The organism is Rickettsiales bacterium (assembly GCA_025210695.1).
In the GTDB taxonomy this organism is placed as follows: domain Bacteria; phylum Pseudomonadota; class Alphaproteobacteria; order Rickettsiales; family CANDYO01; genus CANDYO01.
The window spans coordinates 163,057-181,450 of sequence record JAOARE010000008.1 but is presented as its reverse complement, the minus strand read 5'-3'; the positions used below and the strand labels follow the sequence as shown (position 1 = coordinate 181,450).

Annotated in this window: 18 protein-coding genes; 12 read left to right on the top strand and 6 right to left on the bottom strand. The window is 32.6% G+C overall.

Annotation, left to right across the window (positions count from 1 at the left end):
• Positions 1-175 precede the first annotated feature (175 nt).
• The 5 genes from N4A31_01150 to pstB all read left to right on the top strand — a co-directional run bounded on the left by N4A31_01150 (position 176) and on the right by pstB (position 4,340).
• Positions 176-835 carry a hypothetical protein gene (locus N4A31_01150; GenBank protein ID MCT4634840.1) on the top strand — a complete coding sequence of 220 codons (660 nt, stop codon included), beginning with the start codon at positions 176-178 and terminating at the stop codon, positions 833-835.
• A gap of 123 nt (positions 836-958) precedes the next feature.
• On the top strand, positions 959-1,249 hold the full coding sequence (locus N4A31_01145) for a YggT family protein (protein MCT4634839.1): 291 nt from the start codon (positions 959-961) through the stop codon (positions 1,247-1,249).
• Positions 1,250-1,252: 3 nt separating this feature from the next.
• On the top strand, positions 1,253-2,434 hold the full coding sequence (gene pstC / locus N4A31_01140) for a phosphate ABC transporter permease subunit PstC (GenBank protein MCT4634838.1): 1,182 nt from the start codon (positions 1,253-1,255) through the stop codon (positions 2,432-2,434).
• Positions 2,427-3,575, top strand: a complete 1,149-nt coding sequence (gene pstA, locus N4A31_01135) for a phosphate ABC transporter permease PstA (protein MCT4634837.1) — start codon at positions 2,427-2,429, stop codon at positions 3,573-3,575. Before pstC ends, pstA begins: the two co-directional genes overlap by 8 nt.
• A 3-nt stretch (positions 3,576-3,578) precedes the next feature.
• The gene (pstB, locus tag N4A31_01130) at positions 3,579-4,340 is read left to right on the top strand and encodes a phosphate ABC transporter ATP-binding protein PstB (GenBank protein MCT4634836.1); all 762 of its coding nucleotides are present in this window, start codon (positions 3,579-3,581) and stop codon (positions 4,338-4,340) included.
• A gap of 2 nt (positions 4,341-4,342) precedes the next feature.
• On the opposite strand, the gene N4A31_01125 is transcribed toward pstB, so the two are convergent.
• Complete coding sequence (locus tag N4A31_01125) at positions 4,343-5,110, bottom strand: hypothetical protein (protein ID MCT4634835.1); 768 nt, start codon at positions 5,108-5,110, stop codon at positions 4,343-4,345.
• A gap of 37 nt (positions 5,111-5,147) precedes the next feature.
• Complete coding sequence (locus N4A31_01120; GenBank protein ID MCT4634834.1) at positions 5,148-6,080, bottom strand: sulfate ABC transporter substrate-binding protein; 933 nt, start codon at positions 6,078-6,080, stop codon at positions 5,148-5,150.
• Positions 6,081-6,152: 72 nt separating this feature from the next.
• Here N4A31_01120 and N4A31_01115 point away from each other — a divergent pair, with 72 nt between their 5' ends.
• The 4 genes from N4A31_01115 (at position 6,153) to N4A31_01100 (ending at position 11,321) form a co-directional block, all read left to right on the top strand.
• Positions 6,153-6,809, top strand: coding sequence for a hypothetical protein (locus N4A31_01115; GenBank protein MCT4634833.1), 657 nt, complete (start codon positions 6,153-6,155; stop codon positions 6,807-6,809).
• A gap of 78 nt (positions 6,810-6,887) precedes the next feature.
• Positions 6,888-9,158 (top strand): AAA family ATPase, encoded by a 2,271-nt coding sequence (locus N4A31_01110; GenBank protein ID MCT4634832.1) that lies wholly within the window; start codon positions 6,888-6,890, stop codon positions 9,156-9,158.
• A 213-nt stretch (positions 9,159-9,371) separates the two neighbouring features.
• Positions 9,372-10,379 (top strand): DMT family transporter, encoded by a 1,008-nt coding sequence (locus tag N4A31_01105; GenBank protein ID MCT4634831.1) that lies wholly within the window; start codon positions 9,372-9,374, stop codon positions 10,377-10,379.
• 204 nt (positions 10,380-10,583) lie between these two features.
• Positions 10,584-11,321 carry a Bax inhibitor-1/YccA family protein gene (locus N4A31_01100; GenBank protein ID MCT4634830.1) on the top strand — a complete coding sequence of 246 codons (738 nt, stop codon included), beginning with the start codon at positions 10,584-10,586 and terminating at the stop codon, positions 11,319-11,321.
• Positions 11,322-11,338: 17 nt separating this feature from the next.
• On the opposite strand, the gene N4A31_01095 is transcribed toward N4A31_01100, so the two are convergent.
• Both N4A31_01095 and N4A31_01090 read right to left on the bottom strand, forming a co-directional pair.
• The gene (locus tag N4A31_01095) at positions 11,339-11,767 is read right to left on the bottom strand and encodes a nucleoside deaminase (protein MCT4634829.1); all 429 of its coding nucleotides are present in this window, start codon (positions 11,765-11,767) and stop codon (positions 11,339-11,341) included.
• An 18-nt stretch (positions 11,768-11,785) separates the two neighbouring features.
• Positions 11,786-12,727 (bottom strand): cation diffusion facilitator family transporter, encoded by a 942-nt coding sequence (locus N4A31_01090; protein MCT4634828.1) that lies wholly within the window; start codon positions 12,725-12,727, stop codon positions 11,786-11,788.
• A 448-nt stretch (positions 12,728-13,175) separates the two neighbouring features.
• On the opposite strand from N4A31_01090, the gene fabI reads away from it, so the two are divergent.
• Genes fabI through N4A31_01075 form a run of 3 tightly spaced genes read left to right on the top strand, consistent with a single transcriptional unit; the run spans position 13,176 to position 15,444 of the window.
• On the top strand, positions 13,176-14,015 hold the full coding sequence (gene fabI / locus N4A31_01085) for an enoyl-ACP reductase FabI (protein ID MCT4634827.1): 840 nt from the start codon (positions 13,176-13,178) through the stop codon (positions 14,013-14,015).
• Between the two features lie 10 nt (positions 14,016-14,025).
• Positions 14,026-14,808, top strand: coding sequence for a DUF3431 domain-containing protein (locus N4A31_01080; protein MCT4634826.1), 783 nt, complete (start codon positions 14,026-14,028; stop codon positions 14,806-14,808).
• A 21-nt stretch (positions 14,809-14,829) separates the two neighbouring features.
• Positions 14,830-15,444 (top strand): carbonic anhydrase, encoded by a 615-nt coding sequence (locus tag N4A31_01075; GenBank protein MCT4634825.1) that lies wholly within the window; start codon positions 14,830-14,832, stop codon positions 15,442-15,444.
• A 1-nt stretch (position 15,445) separates the two neighbouring features.
• On the opposite strand, the gene lpxB is transcribed toward N4A31_01075, so the two are convergent.
• A complete protein-coding gene (gene lpxB, locus N4A31_01070; GenBank protein MCT4634824.1) occupies positions 15,446-16,573 on the bottom strand; it encodes a lipid-A-disaccharide synthase in 1,128 nt (375 codons plus the stop codon).
• A gap of 112 nt (positions 16,574-16,685) precedes the next feature.
• Positions 16,686-18,389 carry an HlyD family type I secretion periplasmic adaptor subunit gene (locus N4A31_01065; protein MCT4634823.1) on the bottom strand — a complete coding sequence of 568 codons (1,704 nt, stop codon included), beginning with the start codon at positions 18,387-18,389 and terminating at the stop codon, positions 16,686-16,688.
• Positions 18,390-18,394 lie beyond the last annotated feature (5 nt).

Below are 18,394 nucleotides of genomic sequence, written 5' to 3'. Positions count from 1 at the left end.
TACATAGCTTATATAGAAATAATCTCAATCAATATGGATTGTCTTTATTATAACTTATAACAGAGGAAAACAATGATTTATTACATAAAACTCCGCCGTAAAGGCTGGCAAAAGAGAAAATCAAATTACAAAACACAATAAATAATAAATATTATACCAAATAAGGAGTATAAAAATGACTAGTACAATTACTACAACTTTAAACTTAAATATAACTGCAACTGAAATTTCACAAGAAGCATTTGATGCTATACCAAGTTCTATAGAAAAAGCATCAATGATTGACCTCCCTGCCTACTTAATCTTTGCTCCAGAAAATGCAGTCTATAATTCTATGATAGCTGGTATAAGCTACGATATCAGAACCACTATCAATGAAATTGGAAAAAAAGCCTTTAACATAGATGACACTTCATCAAAAATAATGCTAGCAACGACATCTGGAGGTATTGGTGGAGCATTTAAATATTCAGTCATTGGACAAAACCCAGCAATAGGAGCAATTAGCACCACGGGTTATGAACTTTGTGGAGCCATCGATTTTTGCAATGATAACCCACTAGTATACGGCCCCGTTACCATAGCCATTGAATCTTTTGATGCAGCTGCACATGCTTATTTAAAAGCTGAAGAAGGAAATATATATGGAGCTGTAATTGCAGGTGCTATTGGAGGAGCAAAGGTTGGAGCTACTGTATATGGATTAATTCAATCACTATTAATACCAGTAACAGAAGCTATTCATAAAGCGGAATCTATAGATTTAAATACTACCATAAATGATGGCAACAATATAACTTACGCAGGCGATATAGATCATCACGCTGAATTATAAACATTTTCAACACAAGGAGAGAAAAATCATTCTCTCCTTACGCCCAATATTTAATTCAAACTAGAGCTTAGACAAAAAATATATATAATATTAATATGATCATCTTAGATAAAGATTATAATTATGAATTTAAACCCCTTTGTTATATTAGCTACTAACATTATTTCTCTCTATACCACAGGTTTTATTATCTGGATAATCTTAAGTTGGTTAATTAGATTCCAGATCATTAATGGATATCAAACACTAGTAAAACAAATTATGAAATTTGGTTCTAGAATTTTTGAGCCCCCCATGGCACAGATCAGAAGAATCATTCCTCCTATAGGAGGTGTAGATTTATCACCTATCTTCTTGTTTTTACTACTAAATTTTACAAAAGAATTCTTATTTACATATTTATATAAAGTATAATATATGCTCTTGCTATGTGCCTTTTTATTCAGTTTATTTTGCTACCATATAGCAAAAAAAAGAATAATCTTTCTTTCTTCGCGCTATAGAATAAAAACACGTTCCTTACCTGAATATTATGGAATAAATATAGCCACCTGGAATTTATCCGCTTCAATATTAGCAATACTCACACTGCATATTTTTACCTATTTTGGCTACGTAGTTAATGAGGTATATGGGTATTTAGCAATAATGAGCATTACTACAATATTAGTAATATACATTTTTGCAGCTTTAAGAGGAAAATTTAGAGCTCAAATGTATTTTGAATTAACCTTGAAGAAAATATTAAACGTAGCTAGCCTTGTATCTATATTACTTACCTTATCAATTTTGTTCACTATTCTTTTTGAAGCCTGCCAATTTTTTAATATAATTCCTATCGAAGATTTTTTGCTAGGACTTAAATGGTCACCACAAGATCATGGACAAAACTTTGGAGTTATTCCTGTTCTATCAGGAACTTTATTAATAACTGCTATAGCAATGTTTATTGCTATTCCTTTAGGATTATTATCCGCAATTTATTTAACCGAATATACTACAAAAAAAACTAGAGACATTATCAAACCAATCCTCGAAATTTTAGCTGGAATCCCTACCATAGTTTATGGTTATTTTGCCATTCTTATAATGGGACCAGCTATTAGAATGATGGGAGAAGCCTTAGGATTAGAAGTAAGCACCGAAAGTGCTTTAGCTGCAGGATTAGTAATGGGGATCATGATAACTCCCTTTATATTATCTTTAAGTGATGATGCTATCACCGCAGTACCACAAAACTTAAGGGATGCAGCCTTAGCTCTAGGATCTACTAGAGCCGAAATGATTGTAAAAGTGGTTCTTCCCTCCGCTTCCTCTGGAATAATTAGCGCCGTTTTATTAGCCATCTCAAGAGCTATTGGTGAAACTATGATTGTTGTAATGGCTGCCGGCATAAATGCTAAATTAACATTTAATCCTCTAGAAGCAGTGACTACATTCACTGCTCAAATTGTAGCATTATTAGTAGGAGATCAAGAATTTGATAGCCCTAAGACATTATCCGCATTCGCTCTAGCCTTAGCTCTATTTATTATAACTTTATTCCTAAATATTTGGGCCTTAATTATTATTAAAAGGAATAGAAAAAGATATGAGTAATACAAAATTTGTTAGAAATCGCTATAGATTTGATCATATTTTAAAAAACTTAGGAAAAGCCGCAGTTATAGTTTCTTGTATAGTTCTCTCCATATTATTTGGATCAATTATTATTAAATCTATTCCAGCATTTACAATTTATAAAATCAAAATAGATTTCCCTAAAAACACTAATCAGCATAAATTCACTAACGAAGAAGAAGCAATAAATTTTTTAATAAAATATGTTTCCCCCTCTAAGGACTACTTAGACTTTTTTAGCATATCAGCTCAAGAAGAAATCGTAAACTTAGCTCAAGAAGGAAACTTAAAAGGAAGCGTATTGTTAACAGCCTCAGCTAAAATAAATAATTCTTTCTATAATTTTGATGAATTTGAACAAAGCATTGTTAATAGATTGAAAATCAAAGAACAGTTTAATTACAATTTTCTTATTGGCAAGGAATCACGTGAATCAGAGCTTGCAGGAATGTCTACTAGTATTATAGGATCCATTTATACAATATTAATTTGTATTATAATTGCTTTTCCAATAGCTGTTTGTACAGCAATATACCTTGAAGAATTCGCTCATAAAAACATCATTACTTCATTAATTGAAATCAATATTAACAACTTAGCCGCCGTGCCTTCAATAGTTTTTGGACTATTAGGATTGGCAGTTCTTATCAACAGCATAGGATTACCTAGATCTTCATCTATTACCGCTGGCATTACCTTAGCAATGATGATTCTGCCTTTAATCATTATAACCACTAGACAAGCCCTTCAAACAATTCCAACAAATATAAAGCACGCAGCCCTTGCTTTAGGTGCAACAAAAATGCAAGTTATTCTCCATCACACTTTACCCTTAGCAATCCCAGGAATAATGACCGGGGTAATTTTAAGTATTGCTAGGGCAATTGGAGAAACAGCTCCTTTAATCCTCATTGGCATGATAGCTTTTATAGTTGACATCCCTCACACCATATTTGATCCAGCCACTGTAATGCCAGTTCAAATTTTCCTATGGGCCAGCAGCCCAGAGAGAGGATTCCAAGCAAAAACCGCTGCAGCAATATTGATATTACTGGCTATCCTAGTTATTATTAATATGATTGCGGTATATATTCGCAAAAAATATGAACATCGGTGGTAATCAATGAAAGATACTAAAATATCAACTCGTAATCTAGATCTATATTATGATGATAAACAAGCTTTATTTGATATAAATATTAATATAAGAACTAATAAAGTTACCTCCTTTATAGGTCCTTCTGGTTGTGGAAAGTCTTCTTTCCTGCGCTGCATAAATCGTATGAACGACACTATTCCAAATTGTAGAGTCAGTGGAAGATTGCTAATTAATGGCCGTGATATTAATGACAAATCTATTGATGTGGTTAAACTCAGAACCTCTGTTGGAATGGTATTTCAAAAACCAAATCCTTTTCCTAAATCAATCTATGACAATATCATTTATGCTCCCAAAATTCATGGAATGGCTACAACTAAAAAATCTCAAGATTTAATTGTTGAAGAAAGTCTTACCAAAGCCGGACTATTTGAAGAAGTAAAAGATCGCTTAGATAGTTTAGCCACAGCACTTTCAGGAGGTCAACAACAAAGATTGTGCATAGCAAGAGCTATAGCAATAAATCCTGATGTAATTTTAATGGACGAGCCCTGCTCAGCTTTAGACCCAATTGCCACTGCAAAAATTGAAAGATTAATCGATGAACTAAAGCATAACTATACTATTATAATAGTTACTCATTCTATGCAGCAAGCAGCTCGCATTTCACAGTATACTGCCTTTTTCCATTTAGGAAGAATCATTGAATATGGTAAGACTGAGCAAATTTTTACTAATCCAAAATCTAAACAAACTCAAGATTATATAACTGGAAGGTTTGGATAAAACTACATTCTACCATATTTCCTTCCTCTGCCTGGAGGAGAACGATAAGATGGAGGCCTACTAACTTTAGGCTTTTCTCTGTGTTTTTTATCCACTTCTTCGGAAAGGCTTGAATTTACAGTATTTGTTGTAGAGTTTGAACCTATGCTATCCTCAGATAGATCTATACCAACTTTATTATTAATAACAGGAATAGCTCCCAAGCATCTTCTAATGGTACTCACGGCCCTACCCACAACATTCTCTTTTGGATGAACGCCTTTAACTTTTACCTTTCCAGATTTAATATCCTTCTTCAATTGTTCATAGTCCGCTAAAATATTTTCCTTTAATACTTTGCGCTCATTTTCCCAAAACCTTTCTGTCTCTTCTTCTATTTTCCTTTTGCCTTTTATTCCTTCAAGATTAGGGCCTTTTCCACCTACCCAACTCTCAGCTCTTTTCTCGGCAATTACTTTCCCAATTACCCCATCTAAAGCTAGATTTTCACTATTTGAACCTGAATCTATTTTTATATTTTCTAAATTAATATTAGCCTTTTTTAATAAAGCAGAATGCTTGTCAGGAGAACTATTTAACTCGTGGAACAATCTATTTATGGGAGAGTCTTTATTGCTTTCTGTGGCAATTAATTCGTCATCTTTAATATCTTCTATTGCTGCCTTACCAATTCTATCCCATACTTTGGAATGGCTATAATCTAACTCAGCACCCACTTTATTACCAACCATTATATCAACCCTCATTACTAATATAACTTCATCTAGCATAATAACATATTATTAAAGAAAGATTAAGATTGTTGTGCTACTGATAAATCTGATCAAATATTCCACCTTCTGAAAAATGCTTATTTTTAAACTCTTTCCAATTAACATAGTCCTCTACATCTATCATGTTGGTATTTACAGGCTCTAATCCATCATATTTCTGATAATAATATTTGGCTATAATCTCTTGTCCTTTTTTAGAGAAAAGAAAATTAATATAGTTATTCGCTAATTCCTGATAATTCTTTTTACTGTTGATAATAGTAGCCACAGGAACATCTATTTTAACTGTTAGAGATGGATAAACAATTTCATAATTAGGATCTAAATTCTCTACAATATACTTGGCTTCATTTGCCCAGGTGATTAATACATCACCCATCTTTCTTTTTATAAAAGTAACAGCAGCACCTCTAGCAGTAGCATCTAATACCGGCGTATTTTGATAAAATCTCTTCATATAATTTTGCATCAATACCCGATCCCCATCAAAAGCTTTGTCTGCATATATCCAAGCAGCCACATAATTCCACAAAGCTCCTCCAGAAGTCTTAGGATTTGCTGGAATTATACTGACCTCTGGCTTTACTAAATCTGACCAATCTTGAATATTTTTAGGATTTCCCTTACGCACTAAAAAAGCAATACTCGTAGTAAATGGAGCAGAATTATTAGGAAATAAATCTCTCCAGTTTTTAGCCACCAAACCTTTATCTGCCAATAAATCCATATGATATGGCAGGGCAAGAGATACAACATCCGCTGGAAGACCATAAATTATTGAAGAAGTTTGCTTGCCAGATCCACCATGCGATTGGCGAATTTTTGTTTTGATATTGTATTCTTTTACAAACTCAGCATTTAGTTCTTTACATAATTCACGAGTAATATCGAAGGAAACATGTAAAAAACTATCTGCCCTAGCAATTGAAGAAATACAAATCAACAGCAACAATAAACGTAAAAACATTATTACCCTATTAAATTTGAATCAAACATACTATAATAATATTGGAAATAGTTAGAACAATCTAGAGTTTATATGTCCACCCTTGAGAACAACAATACAAAAGAAGATCCTGGATTAATTGATTTAGCTTCACGAAATAGCGACTTAAAATTAAAGATCACTAATATTATAGAGAATCTTGAAACTATTGATCCCGTAGTTTTAGAAAATCAAGTCTCTTATATGCTAGAAAACATGATGAATTTCTTCGCACAATATGTCGAAGAAATCCCTAACTTTGACTCATTAACCTTAGAACAACAAAAGATTCTCATCTCCCGATTTAAAGCTGTATCTAAAAGTTTAAAAAAAAGAAAAATTAAATCTGTTAATGAAATGCTGCAAGTTTTTGTTTTTACTGTTTTAAATGGCATTGGTGAAAATATAGAAAATTTGAGAGATTTAACCGCAGAAGAAATCTTACAAAAAAAACATAAAAAAGATTTTAGAAAATTTTTAAGAAATGCTGCGGAATTTGAAATTTATCAAATCAATCAAGGAAAATCAGAGGAAAAAATTAACCAGAACAATTTTATTACCAATGCCATAAAGCATGGGGTTAAAGAAGCTCTAAAGGATATAAAACTTGATTTTAATATGGAATTAGATAAAGAAGCTTTGAAAGTCCTAGATGATGCACATAAAGCCTTTCATAAGTCAAAACAAATAACCCATTCTAGACATAATTAATCTTACTTATTAACCTTTTGATAATAACTTGCTGTTACAATTGCAAACAATCAAACTTATTATTCAAGAAATACCACAATGTTATCAAAAACTCTAGAATCAACATTGAACTATGCTTTAAATTTAGCCAAAGAGTATAAACACGAATACGCAACATTAGAGCATTTACTGATGGCTCTAATTGAAGATAATGACGCAAGAAAAGCTCTTCTATCGTGCAAAGTCAATCTAGACTCTCTTACTAGAAGTCTTGATAATTTTCTAAGCGATGATTTACAAACAATGATTTTGAAAACCATAAAGGAAAGTAAGCCTACTGCTAGATTCCAGAGAGTTATTCATAAAGCCTCTATGAATGCTAACAAAACTAGTAAACATAAAATAAACGGAGCTGATATTTTAGCTGAAATTTTTTCTGAACAAGATTCATATGCGGTTTTATTTCTTACTAAACACAAAGTTACTCCTAGAGCTATTGAGAAATATACAAAACAAGACATAATTAATTCGTCAGACTCTATAAATCTATCAACTATTGAGCATAAAACCCAAAAAAAGTCAATTGATGACGATACTAATATTTTAAACAAATATTGTATTAATCTTAATGAAATGGCATTAGCAAAAAAAGTTGATAGCTTAATTGGTCGAGATACAGAAATAGAAAGAGTGATTGAAGTTCTATGCAGACGCAATAAAAACAACCCTTTAATAGTAGGGGAACCAGGAGTCGGTAAAACTGCTATCGTTGAAGGACTATCTTCACTATTAGCCACAGAAAAAGTTAACAAGGCTTTAAAAGGATCTGTTATATATTCTTTAGATATGGGATCCTTGGTTGCTGGAACAAAATATAGAGGAGACTTCGAAGAGAGATTAAAACAAGTGATAAATAAAATTAAAGAACTACCTTCAGCAATTTTATTTATCGATGAAATTCATACCATTATTGGAGCAGGGTCTAATAATGGAAGCTCTTTAGATGCGGGCAATTTATTAAAACCTATGCTGGCAAGAGGGTCAATACGCTGCATAGGTTCCACAACTTTTAAAGAATATCAAAACCACTTTGAAAAAGATGCAGCCTTAGCGAGAAGATTTCAAAAGGTTGTGATTGATGAACCATCTTACAAAGTAGCCATCGAAATGCTAAAAGGACTAAAATCATTCTATGAAAACCACCATAATGTTAAATATGAAGACGATGCTATTGAAGCTGCCGTCATATTATCAGATCGATATATAAATGATAAAAGACTTCCAGATAAAGCTATAGACGTTATGGACGAAGCTGGAGCGCGCATTAAACTGAATAAAAAAAATCCAAATGATAAAGCGGCTGTAACTGAAAATGATATTGAAAATATTATTGCTAAAATCGTTCATATACCTCCAAAAACTATTTCAAAAGATGAATCAGAAACAATACAGGGGCTTGAAGATGAATTAAGATCTCAAATATTTGGGCAAGACAGAGCAATTGAAGAGCTTGTAGACGCTATAAAACTCGAGAAAGCCGGTCTACGTGACCACGCAAAACCAATTGGCTGCTATCTTTTCTCAGGTCCTACCGGAGTTGGAAAAACAAGACTATCTCAAGCTTTAGCAAAAGCTCTTAGTATGGAACTTCATCGTTTTGATATGTCAGAATATATGGAAAAGCATTCTGTTTCTCGTCTTATTGGCTCTCCTCCTGGATATGTAGGTTTTGATCAAGGCGGACTGCTTACAGACAAAGTAAGAAAACATCCTCATTCTGTTGTGCTGCTTGATGAAATTGAAAAAGCTCATCCGGATATTCATAATCTTCTCTTGCAATTAATGGACTATGGAAGACTAACTGATAGCAATGGTATTGCTGTAAATTTCTGTAATAGTATAGTTATACTAACTACTAATGCTGGAGCTGCATCACTCAATAAAAATAAAATGGGCTTTAGCGAATTAAAGCAAATGGTAAACAATAGTAAAGAGAGTAATGAACACATCAATCGTACCTTTTCTCCAGAATTTCGCAATCGCTTAGATGCAATAATTGAATTTAGCCCTTTAAGTGAAGAGGCAATAGATAAAATTATAAGTCAATATTTTGTTAATTTATCCGAACAACTAGCTGAAAAAGATATCACTATTACGGTAGATGATACTGCCAAAGAATATCTATCCGACATAGGATTTGATAAATATAGAGGAGCCAGAGAACTAGAAAGAATAATTGACAAGAAAATCAAACAATCTCTTGCTGATGAAATTATTGCCGGTACTTTAACCAAAGGAGGAGCAGTTCACATAGGATTAAATACAGAAATAAATAAGCTAAAGTTCAACTACCTTGAAATGGCAACATAAAGCACCTTTACTAGGACTAGAAAACAATGTTATTGAATTTCACTAAATAAAAATCTAAAAATATAAACTCCCTTGACTAGAACATAAATTTCTTTTACGTTAAATTGATATCATAAATTTAGTTTAGAAAAAGCCCCTGTAGCGGCTACTTTAAATTTTTTCATTTTCCTTTATTGATATCATTTTTTATAACTTCAATTTTAGGGATAATATATGTCTTCCAAAAATCACCTCTATAAAAACACCAACGGAATTTTTTTAATGTTGGTAAATGCATTCGCCACCTCGATGCTTTATGTCATAATAAAATATTTAACCGAAAATATAGCTTCCAATCAGGTAGTTTTTTTCTACAAATTCTTAGTGTTAGCTGTTGTTATTCCATGGGTCTTATATGATGGCATTGGCTGCATTAAAACTAAAAAACTTAAACTTCATTTAGTTAGAGGTTTTGTTAGCACACTTGCTGCTTTGCTATTTTTTTATGGATTAAGTAAGGTAAGTGTAGCCAGCGCAACTGCTCTTAATAAAATGGAACCTGTTTTATTAATGATTATCGGAGCATTATATTTTAATGAGAAGCTTTCCAAAATTAGGGTAACCACTGTAATCTTAAGCTGTATTGGAATGCTATTTGTTGTATACCCATTGATAGAGATCACTGACAATGGTTTAAATTTACCATTATTTGATGGATCAGAAGCTCCAGAATTTAACTATAATTACTTAATTATACTGGCTGCAGTTGTACTTTGGACAATAAATAGCTCTATTGTAAAAACTTTAGGAAAAACTGAATCAAATAGAACTCAATTATTTTACGTATCATTAATATCTGTATTAGTATCTTTTCCTGCAGCAATATTCAGCTGGGAAACACAAACTATAAGTGGAATTGATATTTTATGGATTAATGACGTCAATCCGTTCACCACTTTAACTCCTCAACTTACTGGTTTGCTTATCTGTGCAGCAATGCTTCATTTTATGCATGTTGCCTGCTATTTTCAGTCATTAAAAATAGCAGAAATGTCTGTAGTAGTTCCCTTTGACTATACCAGATTAGTCTTTGGTGGAATATTAGGGTATTGCTTCTTTGGAACCATTCCAAACTTTAGTTCAAATATTGGTTATTGCTTGATTTTAGGATCCGGAATATATCTGCTAAGCGCTGAAGCTAGACATAAAAAGAAATTGGCCAAGCTAGTGCATGGAGTATAAATTTTAGAAAATCTACTATGCTCCTTAAATATAACAGCTAGGAGCATAGAGCATAGCTGATATAATACTAATTATGTCACTTGAAATAGCACCTTATAACACATATATGAAATACATATAATTGACACTTAAAGTTTAGTTGAGTATACTTGGCTCCAAGAATAACAACATACGTGTTATAAACTTATAATTTAGAGGTATAAAATGAACTTCACAAAATACAACGCATCTGCTGAAACATCTGTCAAATATGATGAAGGCTTACGTGCCTATATGCTACAAATTTTTAACTTCATGACCCTAGCACTAGCAATTACTGGTGTGGTCTCTTATGTAGCTGGAAATTCTCAAGCATTTTTAAGCATGTTATATACACAAAGTAATACAGGAATGAACCTTTCTCTTACAGGATGGGTAGTTATGCTGGCACCTTTATTTATGGTATTTTTCCTATCTGCTAAAATTCATACTATGTCTGTTCAATCTGCTCAATTGGTGTTCTGGGCTTATTCTGCCTTGATGGGTCTGTCATTAGCTCCGATATTTTTAGCTTATACTGGGGAAAGCATAGCTAGAACATTCTTTGTTACTGCATCTGTTTTTGGAGCGATGAGTATTTATGGATATACAACTAAAAAAGACCTGACAGCTTTTGGGTCATTCCTAATGATGGGTGTAATAGGTATATTATTGGCTTCTGTAGTTAATATGTTTATGGCAAGCTCTGCACTATCATTTGCAATATCTGTAATTGGGGTACTAGTATTCACAGGCCTTACTGCATATGATGTTCAAGCATTAAAAAACATCTATTTACAATCAGCAGGAATGGACAGAGAAATTACTACCAAAATTGCTATTCATGGGGCATTAAGATTATATCTAGACTTCATAAATTTATTTATAATGCTTCTTCGTTTATTTGGTGGAAGAAGAGACTAATCTTAATAAAAATAGCCCTATAATTTTATAGGGCTTCTTCTTTTCTCCTGAAAAAACTTATCTAGCAAGCACTTACATTCTTCCTCTTCTACACCACCATAAATCTCTATTTTACTATTTACTGAAACTATATTATCCTCTGCCGTAATATCATATGCTCCAAAGTAAACTCGCCTTAATCTAGCATTATATATTGCCTGTAAGCACATAGAGCAAGGCTGTAAGGTGACATATAAATCTAACCCAGATAAACTTTTGCTCCCTAAGGATTGACAGGCAGATTGAATGGCTAATATTTCGGCATGAGCTATAGGATCTTTTTTATGCTCAACTAAGTTATGTGCCTGAGATATAATTTCTTTTGTTTTAGGATTGATAACAACCGCTCCTACAGGAACTTCTTCAGAAATAAAAGCATTTGTAGCCATCTTAATTGCTGACTTCATATATGGACTCTTAAACATCTAATCTACGTATGAAACCTCTTCTTCAACACCATCAGGATCCTGATGAACAATAATTTCTGCATTAGGTATTTGATCTAAAATCTTGTGCTCTACTTCAATAGCTATAACGTGAGCCTCTTTTAAAGTCATATTTTGGTCCAGCTCTAAATGAAATTGTATAAATGGTTTAGTCCCCGCATAACGTGTTTTTAAGTCATGAAACCCATTCACTTTGTTATGCGACTTTATTATTTCTATAATAACTTGTCTTTCACTCTCATCTAATTCATGATCCATTAAATTATTAAATGCTCTTCTAAAAAGCTTCACAGCATTTAAAATAATATAAATTGAGATTGCAATAGCTGTAATACTATCAAACATTGGCATTTCATAATGCACTGCAACAACAATACCAATAATAGCGGCAACATTGGCAAGAAAATCTGTGATATAATGAACAGAATCTGCTTCTATAATATGAGATTTAGCTTTATTCATTACATAATATTGAAACACTACTATAATCAACGTAATAATTATAGAAAAAATTAGAATTTCTATCCCTAAATTACCTGAACTTAGAATTTGATCATTAGGATAAAAAAAACGCTTAACCGCTGTAAATATTAGACCTAGGCCTGAAAGAGCAAAAAAAACTGCTTGAGAGAAAACTGCTATATCTTCAACTTTTCCATGCCCAAACCGGTGCTGATGATCTGCAGGCTGCAATGCATAATGTAGCGCCAATAAGTTCATTATAGACACACAAATATCTAACAATGAATCTACTAAACTTGCTAAAATTGTTACGGATTCTGTTGTGAACCAACCGTATATTTTAGCTAATATTATTAAAGAAACCCCAACCACAGTAATATAGGTAGAAATTTTCATTAATTTCTGGTTTTCTTCTTGCTTTAAGTCATGAATAGGCGAATGATGTCCGTGATTACCCATAATTTTATAGTATCATTACTGTTCCAAATAACGCTAATAATCTCACTTCACTAAGAACTTTACAATCATTATTATTGCAATTTATAAAAAAATGATATAAATCTATTAAGTAAAACTAACTATAACTAATAGAAGGCTTGTCAACGCATAACGCATATAGTTTTTTAATAATAATCTTAATCTTACTTATATGCCATGCTAAAAACTATGGTAAAAAAAGCAAAATATAGGTATTCTATGTCTGTTGGGCGTAAACTTTAGGAGAAAAATTGATAACTCTTTTTATTGACAATCGAGTTAGAAAATCTAAGGATATAACTGATACTATGACCATAAAAAATGCTCAAAAGATTACTGTCACTGAAAAACTCAAGATGGATATAAAACTACCTATAGTTAACCAGGTGACAAAGGCAAAGTTATCAATAATTAAAGGATAGTAAATATTATGAATTTAGCTCAAGACGTCTTAGAAAATCTTCCACAAGGTTCTTTACTAAAGGGAAAAAAAGGCCTTATTATGGGACTTGCAAATGATAAGTCAATAGCTTGGGGAATAGCTGCAGCTTGCGCTCTTCAAGGAGCCGATTTAGCAATTACCTACCAGGGTGACATAATGAAAAAAAGAGCAGAACCTCTCGCTGAGTCTCTAGGTAGCTCTTTGCTGATTTCTTGCGATGTTCTAGATGATGCAAGTCTTGAAGCTTTATTTAAAGAAATAGAACAGAAATGGGGGAAACTTGACTTTTTAGTTCATGCTATTGCTTTCTCAGATAAAAATGAATTGAAAGGAAGATATAGCGATACTAGTATGGATAACTTTCTCAATACTATGAATGTGTCTTGCTATTCTTTCACTAAAATTGCGAAAATGGCTGCACCACTTATGAAAGATGCTGGCTCTATGGTAACCCTATCTTATTATGGCGCTGAGAAATACGTACCTCATTATAATGTAATGGGAGTTGCCAAAGCAGCCTTAGAAGCTAGTGTAAAATATTTAGCTAATGATATGGGTAAAGACAACATTAGAGTTAATGCAATCTCCGCCGGTCCTATAAAAACATTAGCGGCCTCTGGAATTGGTGATTTCCGTTATATACTAAAATGGAATGAATATAACTCACCATTAAAACGCAACACCACCATTTGGGACGTTGGTAAGGCATCACTTGCATTATTGTCAGATCTAGGTAGTGGTATCACTGGAGAATTAGTTCATGTAGATTCAGGATATCATACTGTGGGAATGAAACAAGTTGACGCACCTGATATAGAAACATCATAGAGTTAGAAACTTGAACAAATATATTGCATATTTTTGTACATTAACACTAGTTTTAATTGCAACATATTTTATAGCTTCATACTTAAATGGCTTAAGATCCTTTGAAGTTGTGGTCAGCAGATATAATGAAGACTTAAATTGGCTAAAAACTGAGTTCCCAGATGAAAAAATTACTATATATAACAAAGGTGAAAACAATATTATTTCTCAACCTAACTGGAATATCGTACAATTACCCAATATAGGTAGAGAATCTCATACATATCTATATCATATTATTAGTAATTATAATAATCTGGCTGACAGAACTCTGTTCCTTCAAGGAAACCCTTATGATCATAAAAATGAATTATATTTGCCTTTGATAAGGTATAAAACTCGTATCTTTGGAAATATATCTAATAAATGTAGAAACATTATTGCACGCTGTGGAGATTCTTTTAGTTCCTATATTAAATCATATTATAGAAGAGATCCAGATAGACTAGACGATCAATCATCTTATTTGAAGACTCATCCACATTATATAGGATTTAGAGAAGGAATAGAAAATGATAACTTACAAAACTTTATAGATAAAATCTTAAAAAGAAAATTACCTAATAATACTGTGATTGGATGGGCTATGGGAGCCCAATTTGCAGTTGATAAAGAAGTAATAATGATTCATAATAAACAATATTATAAAAACCTAATAAATATTTTTGAAAGATCTAATCAAGAAGAAGGATATTTCTTCGAAAAGTCATGGGATATTATATTTGATAATGGAAAATATAAAGAGCTTAATTAAAAGTCACAATCAGGAGGGATCATGAATTATTCAAATCAGATCTTACAAGAATTAAAAGACGGTAATATAAGATTCCTGAAAGGACAATCTGTTCAATGTTCTCATTCTTCTTTGCGTAAAATTAAAGAATTTGCCAAAACTGGACAATCTCCTAAAGCTATCATTCTTTGTTGTTCAGATTCTAGAGCTCCAGTAGAAATGATTTTTGATCAAGATATCGGTGATTTATTTGTAATACGTGTCGCCGGCAATATTGTTGCACCATCATTAGTAGGTAGTGTAGAATTTGCTGCAAGCACTTTTGGTACAAAGCTGGTTGTTGTTATGGGTCATAGTCAATGCGGAGCCATAAATGCCACCATTGACTATATTGAAAATAAAACTCCTATAGAATCTAAAAATATCCATGGCATAGTAAGTCGTATCAAACCACATATTTCTTGCATTGCAAAAAGGAGTGATTTATCTCACACAGATAAAATGGATCAAGCAGTTGAAGCAAATGTGATGGCCTCTGTTGATCAATTATCTCATTCCAGCCAGATTATTGAGGAAATGGTAGCTAATAGGAAAATTAAGATTGTAGGAGCGGTACTCAACCTAGAAACAGCTAAAGTAGAATTTTTAGAAACATAGATTATATATTTAATATTACCTTAGCAGCCAATTGACTTGGTATCTTCTTACCAACTTGTAGCTTTGCTAATTGCAACTTTACTTCTTTATTCCATTTAGTCCTGTTTTGCAGCAATGTGGCCTGATATAAAGCTTCACCTATTTCTAATGGATTACATTTATCTTGCAATAACTCTGGAACCAGTTCTTTATCCGCTAATACATTCAAAATAGTCGCATATTTACCAACAACCATTCTTTTTAACAACCAATAAGAAATGGGATTAATTTTATACCCAACTACCATTGGCATTTGGTAAAATGCTAATTCTGTAGTAATTGTGCCGCTCTTAGCTAATGCTACATCACAAGAACTAAATAGACCTTCTTTATCTTTTTCATCTACTAATATTATATCCAATGATTCATCAATCCCTTCCTCTATCATCTTCTTAAGATAATCTTTAATCGGAATCACTATAGTAATGTTTTGTTTAACCTTTTTAGATAAATATTGAATAGATTCTAAAAAAATAGGTAACAATCTTTTTATTTCCTGTTTTCGACTACCTGGAGCCAAACAAACTAATAAATTGCCTTGAGGTATCTTATATTTATTTCTAAAGATCTGTTTATCTTGCATTTTTAGATCTTCAATAGCAGGATGGCCAACATAGCTAGTAGCAAGTCCCTCCTTTAAAAAATATTCTGGTTCAAAAGGTAAAATTACTAATAAATGATCATATAATTTAGCAATTTTCTTTGCTCGCTCTGGTTTATATACCCATACGGTTGGAGCCACATAATGAACTAGCTTTCCTTTGATTCTTTCTTTTACATTCTTAGCCACCCGGAAACAGAAGCCTGGAGAATCAATAGTAATAACTACATCTGGCTGAATTCTAATAATATCTTCGATAGTTTGTTTAATTAACTTAAGAAACTTAAAAATATGTGGTAGAACTTCTAAAAAACCCATCACTGATAATTCTTTAGCAGGAAAGAGCAGTTTCATTTTCTGCCCTTGCATCTTATCACCACCTATACCATAAAACTCTACGTTGGGGTTTTGTGACCTTATGGCCTTCATTAACTTAGCGCCAATATTATCCCCAGAAGCTTCACCGGCAATTATATATATTTTTCTCATGATTTAAGAGCCGTGATTTAAGTTGTTTGGAGGATTATATCATATAAATAAATACGAAGAAAATAAAGAAAATACGGCGTCATATTACTTTGACGCCGATATATAAATACTATTATTTCTCTTTGAATGCATGATCCAATGTCATGGTTATAGGATCCATTAGATATTTCAACATAGTTCTTGTACCAACAACTATCATAACATCAACCCCCATACCTGGATACAGAACTACACCTTTAAGATCAGATATTTTCTTTAGATTTTCTTGATCTATTTTGATGCGTGCTTTGTAGTATAAAGGAGGAACCCCTGTCTGAAGCTCTAGGCCATCAGCTACTACAGCATCAGCAGATAAACTAATCACTTTACCCTCTAATACTGGAACCACTCTAGCTCTGTATGCAGTTAAACGCACTCTAGAAAGCTGACCAACTCTGACAACAGAAATATCATCAGCTCTAATTTTTGCTTCAATTATCAATTCATCATCCTGAGGAACAATTTCCATAAGTGGTTGCTGCGGCTGAATAGTACCTTGTGGGCTTAATTTTTCATAAATATTCGAAACAACTCCAGCTTCAGGAGATGTAATCACTGTACGGTTCAACCGCTCAGTAATATCTTTTAAAGCTTCATAGTCTCTTGAAAGCTCTGCTTGGGCAGCCTTCAACTGGCTAACAGTTTCTTCAAATTGTTTATCTTTATCATTTTGTAATGCTATCTGACTCTGAAGAATCTGTTGTTCAGTTTCTGCCAATTTTGCTAATAAATCTCCTTTTCTACCTTCATATTCAGCTTTCTGCCCCTCAGCCCTTTGTAAATCAGGCTTACTTAAATTTCCTTTAGCAAATAATTTTTTATAAGTTGTAACTTGATCAGAACTAATTTGAATTAATTTATCTGTCGCTTCAATTTGCGGTAATATAGAATTTTTTCTTTCAAGATATTGAGCAGTATTTTTTTCTGTAAGAGCAATTCTTGAAGCAATATTAGCTTTCTTAGCATCAAAAACTTTTTGCTGATTATCTATAGCTTTCTTAACTTCTGGATCATCAACATCATCTGTTAGTTCACTAGGAAAAACTACCTCTTCTTTACCATCTCTCTCTGCAACAAGCCTTGTAACTTCGGCAAGAGAAGTTATATATTTATATTTATACTGGTTTTTTTGAGCTCTAAGTTGCGCATCATCTAATAATATTAAAGTTTGACCTTTAGTTACCTCGTCACCATCACGAACTAAAATTGACTTAATAATTCCTCCTTCCGGATGTTGAATAATTCTTTTCTTTGAATCAAGAATTATTTTACCTTGAGCATGTGACGCACTATCTAACGGCGCTAAAGTTGCCCACATCCCAAAGAATCCAAAGGTAATAATTAATACCCAAATGCCAAAAACAGAAGGAGCTCTAGTCTCTTGAACTACTTCACTTCTTCCTTCTGCGGACTGAGGAGTTGATAAGTAGTTAATTGACTTATCCATAACTGTAACAAACTTATCAACATGAGGAGAAAGCCCTCTAGCTTTTTGTATAGTTTCTTTTGCAAGAAGTTTATGCTTTTTACCTTGCTCAACAATCTCCTGCTTCATATCCTTAGCCAAATTTTTTACTTGATGAAATTTTCCTTTAGGAACTTCTTCATATAATAAATCTGATCCTTCTGCTGCAGAAACCAAGTTTTCTTGCTCATGCTTTTCTTCTTCTTGCACAATAGATTCTTGAGTTTTTTTCTTTTCTGATGCTGCAGAAGCCAAGCTTTCTTCCTTCACTTCTTCTTCAGATATAATTTTTGAGGTACCTTTAATTTTCATAATCA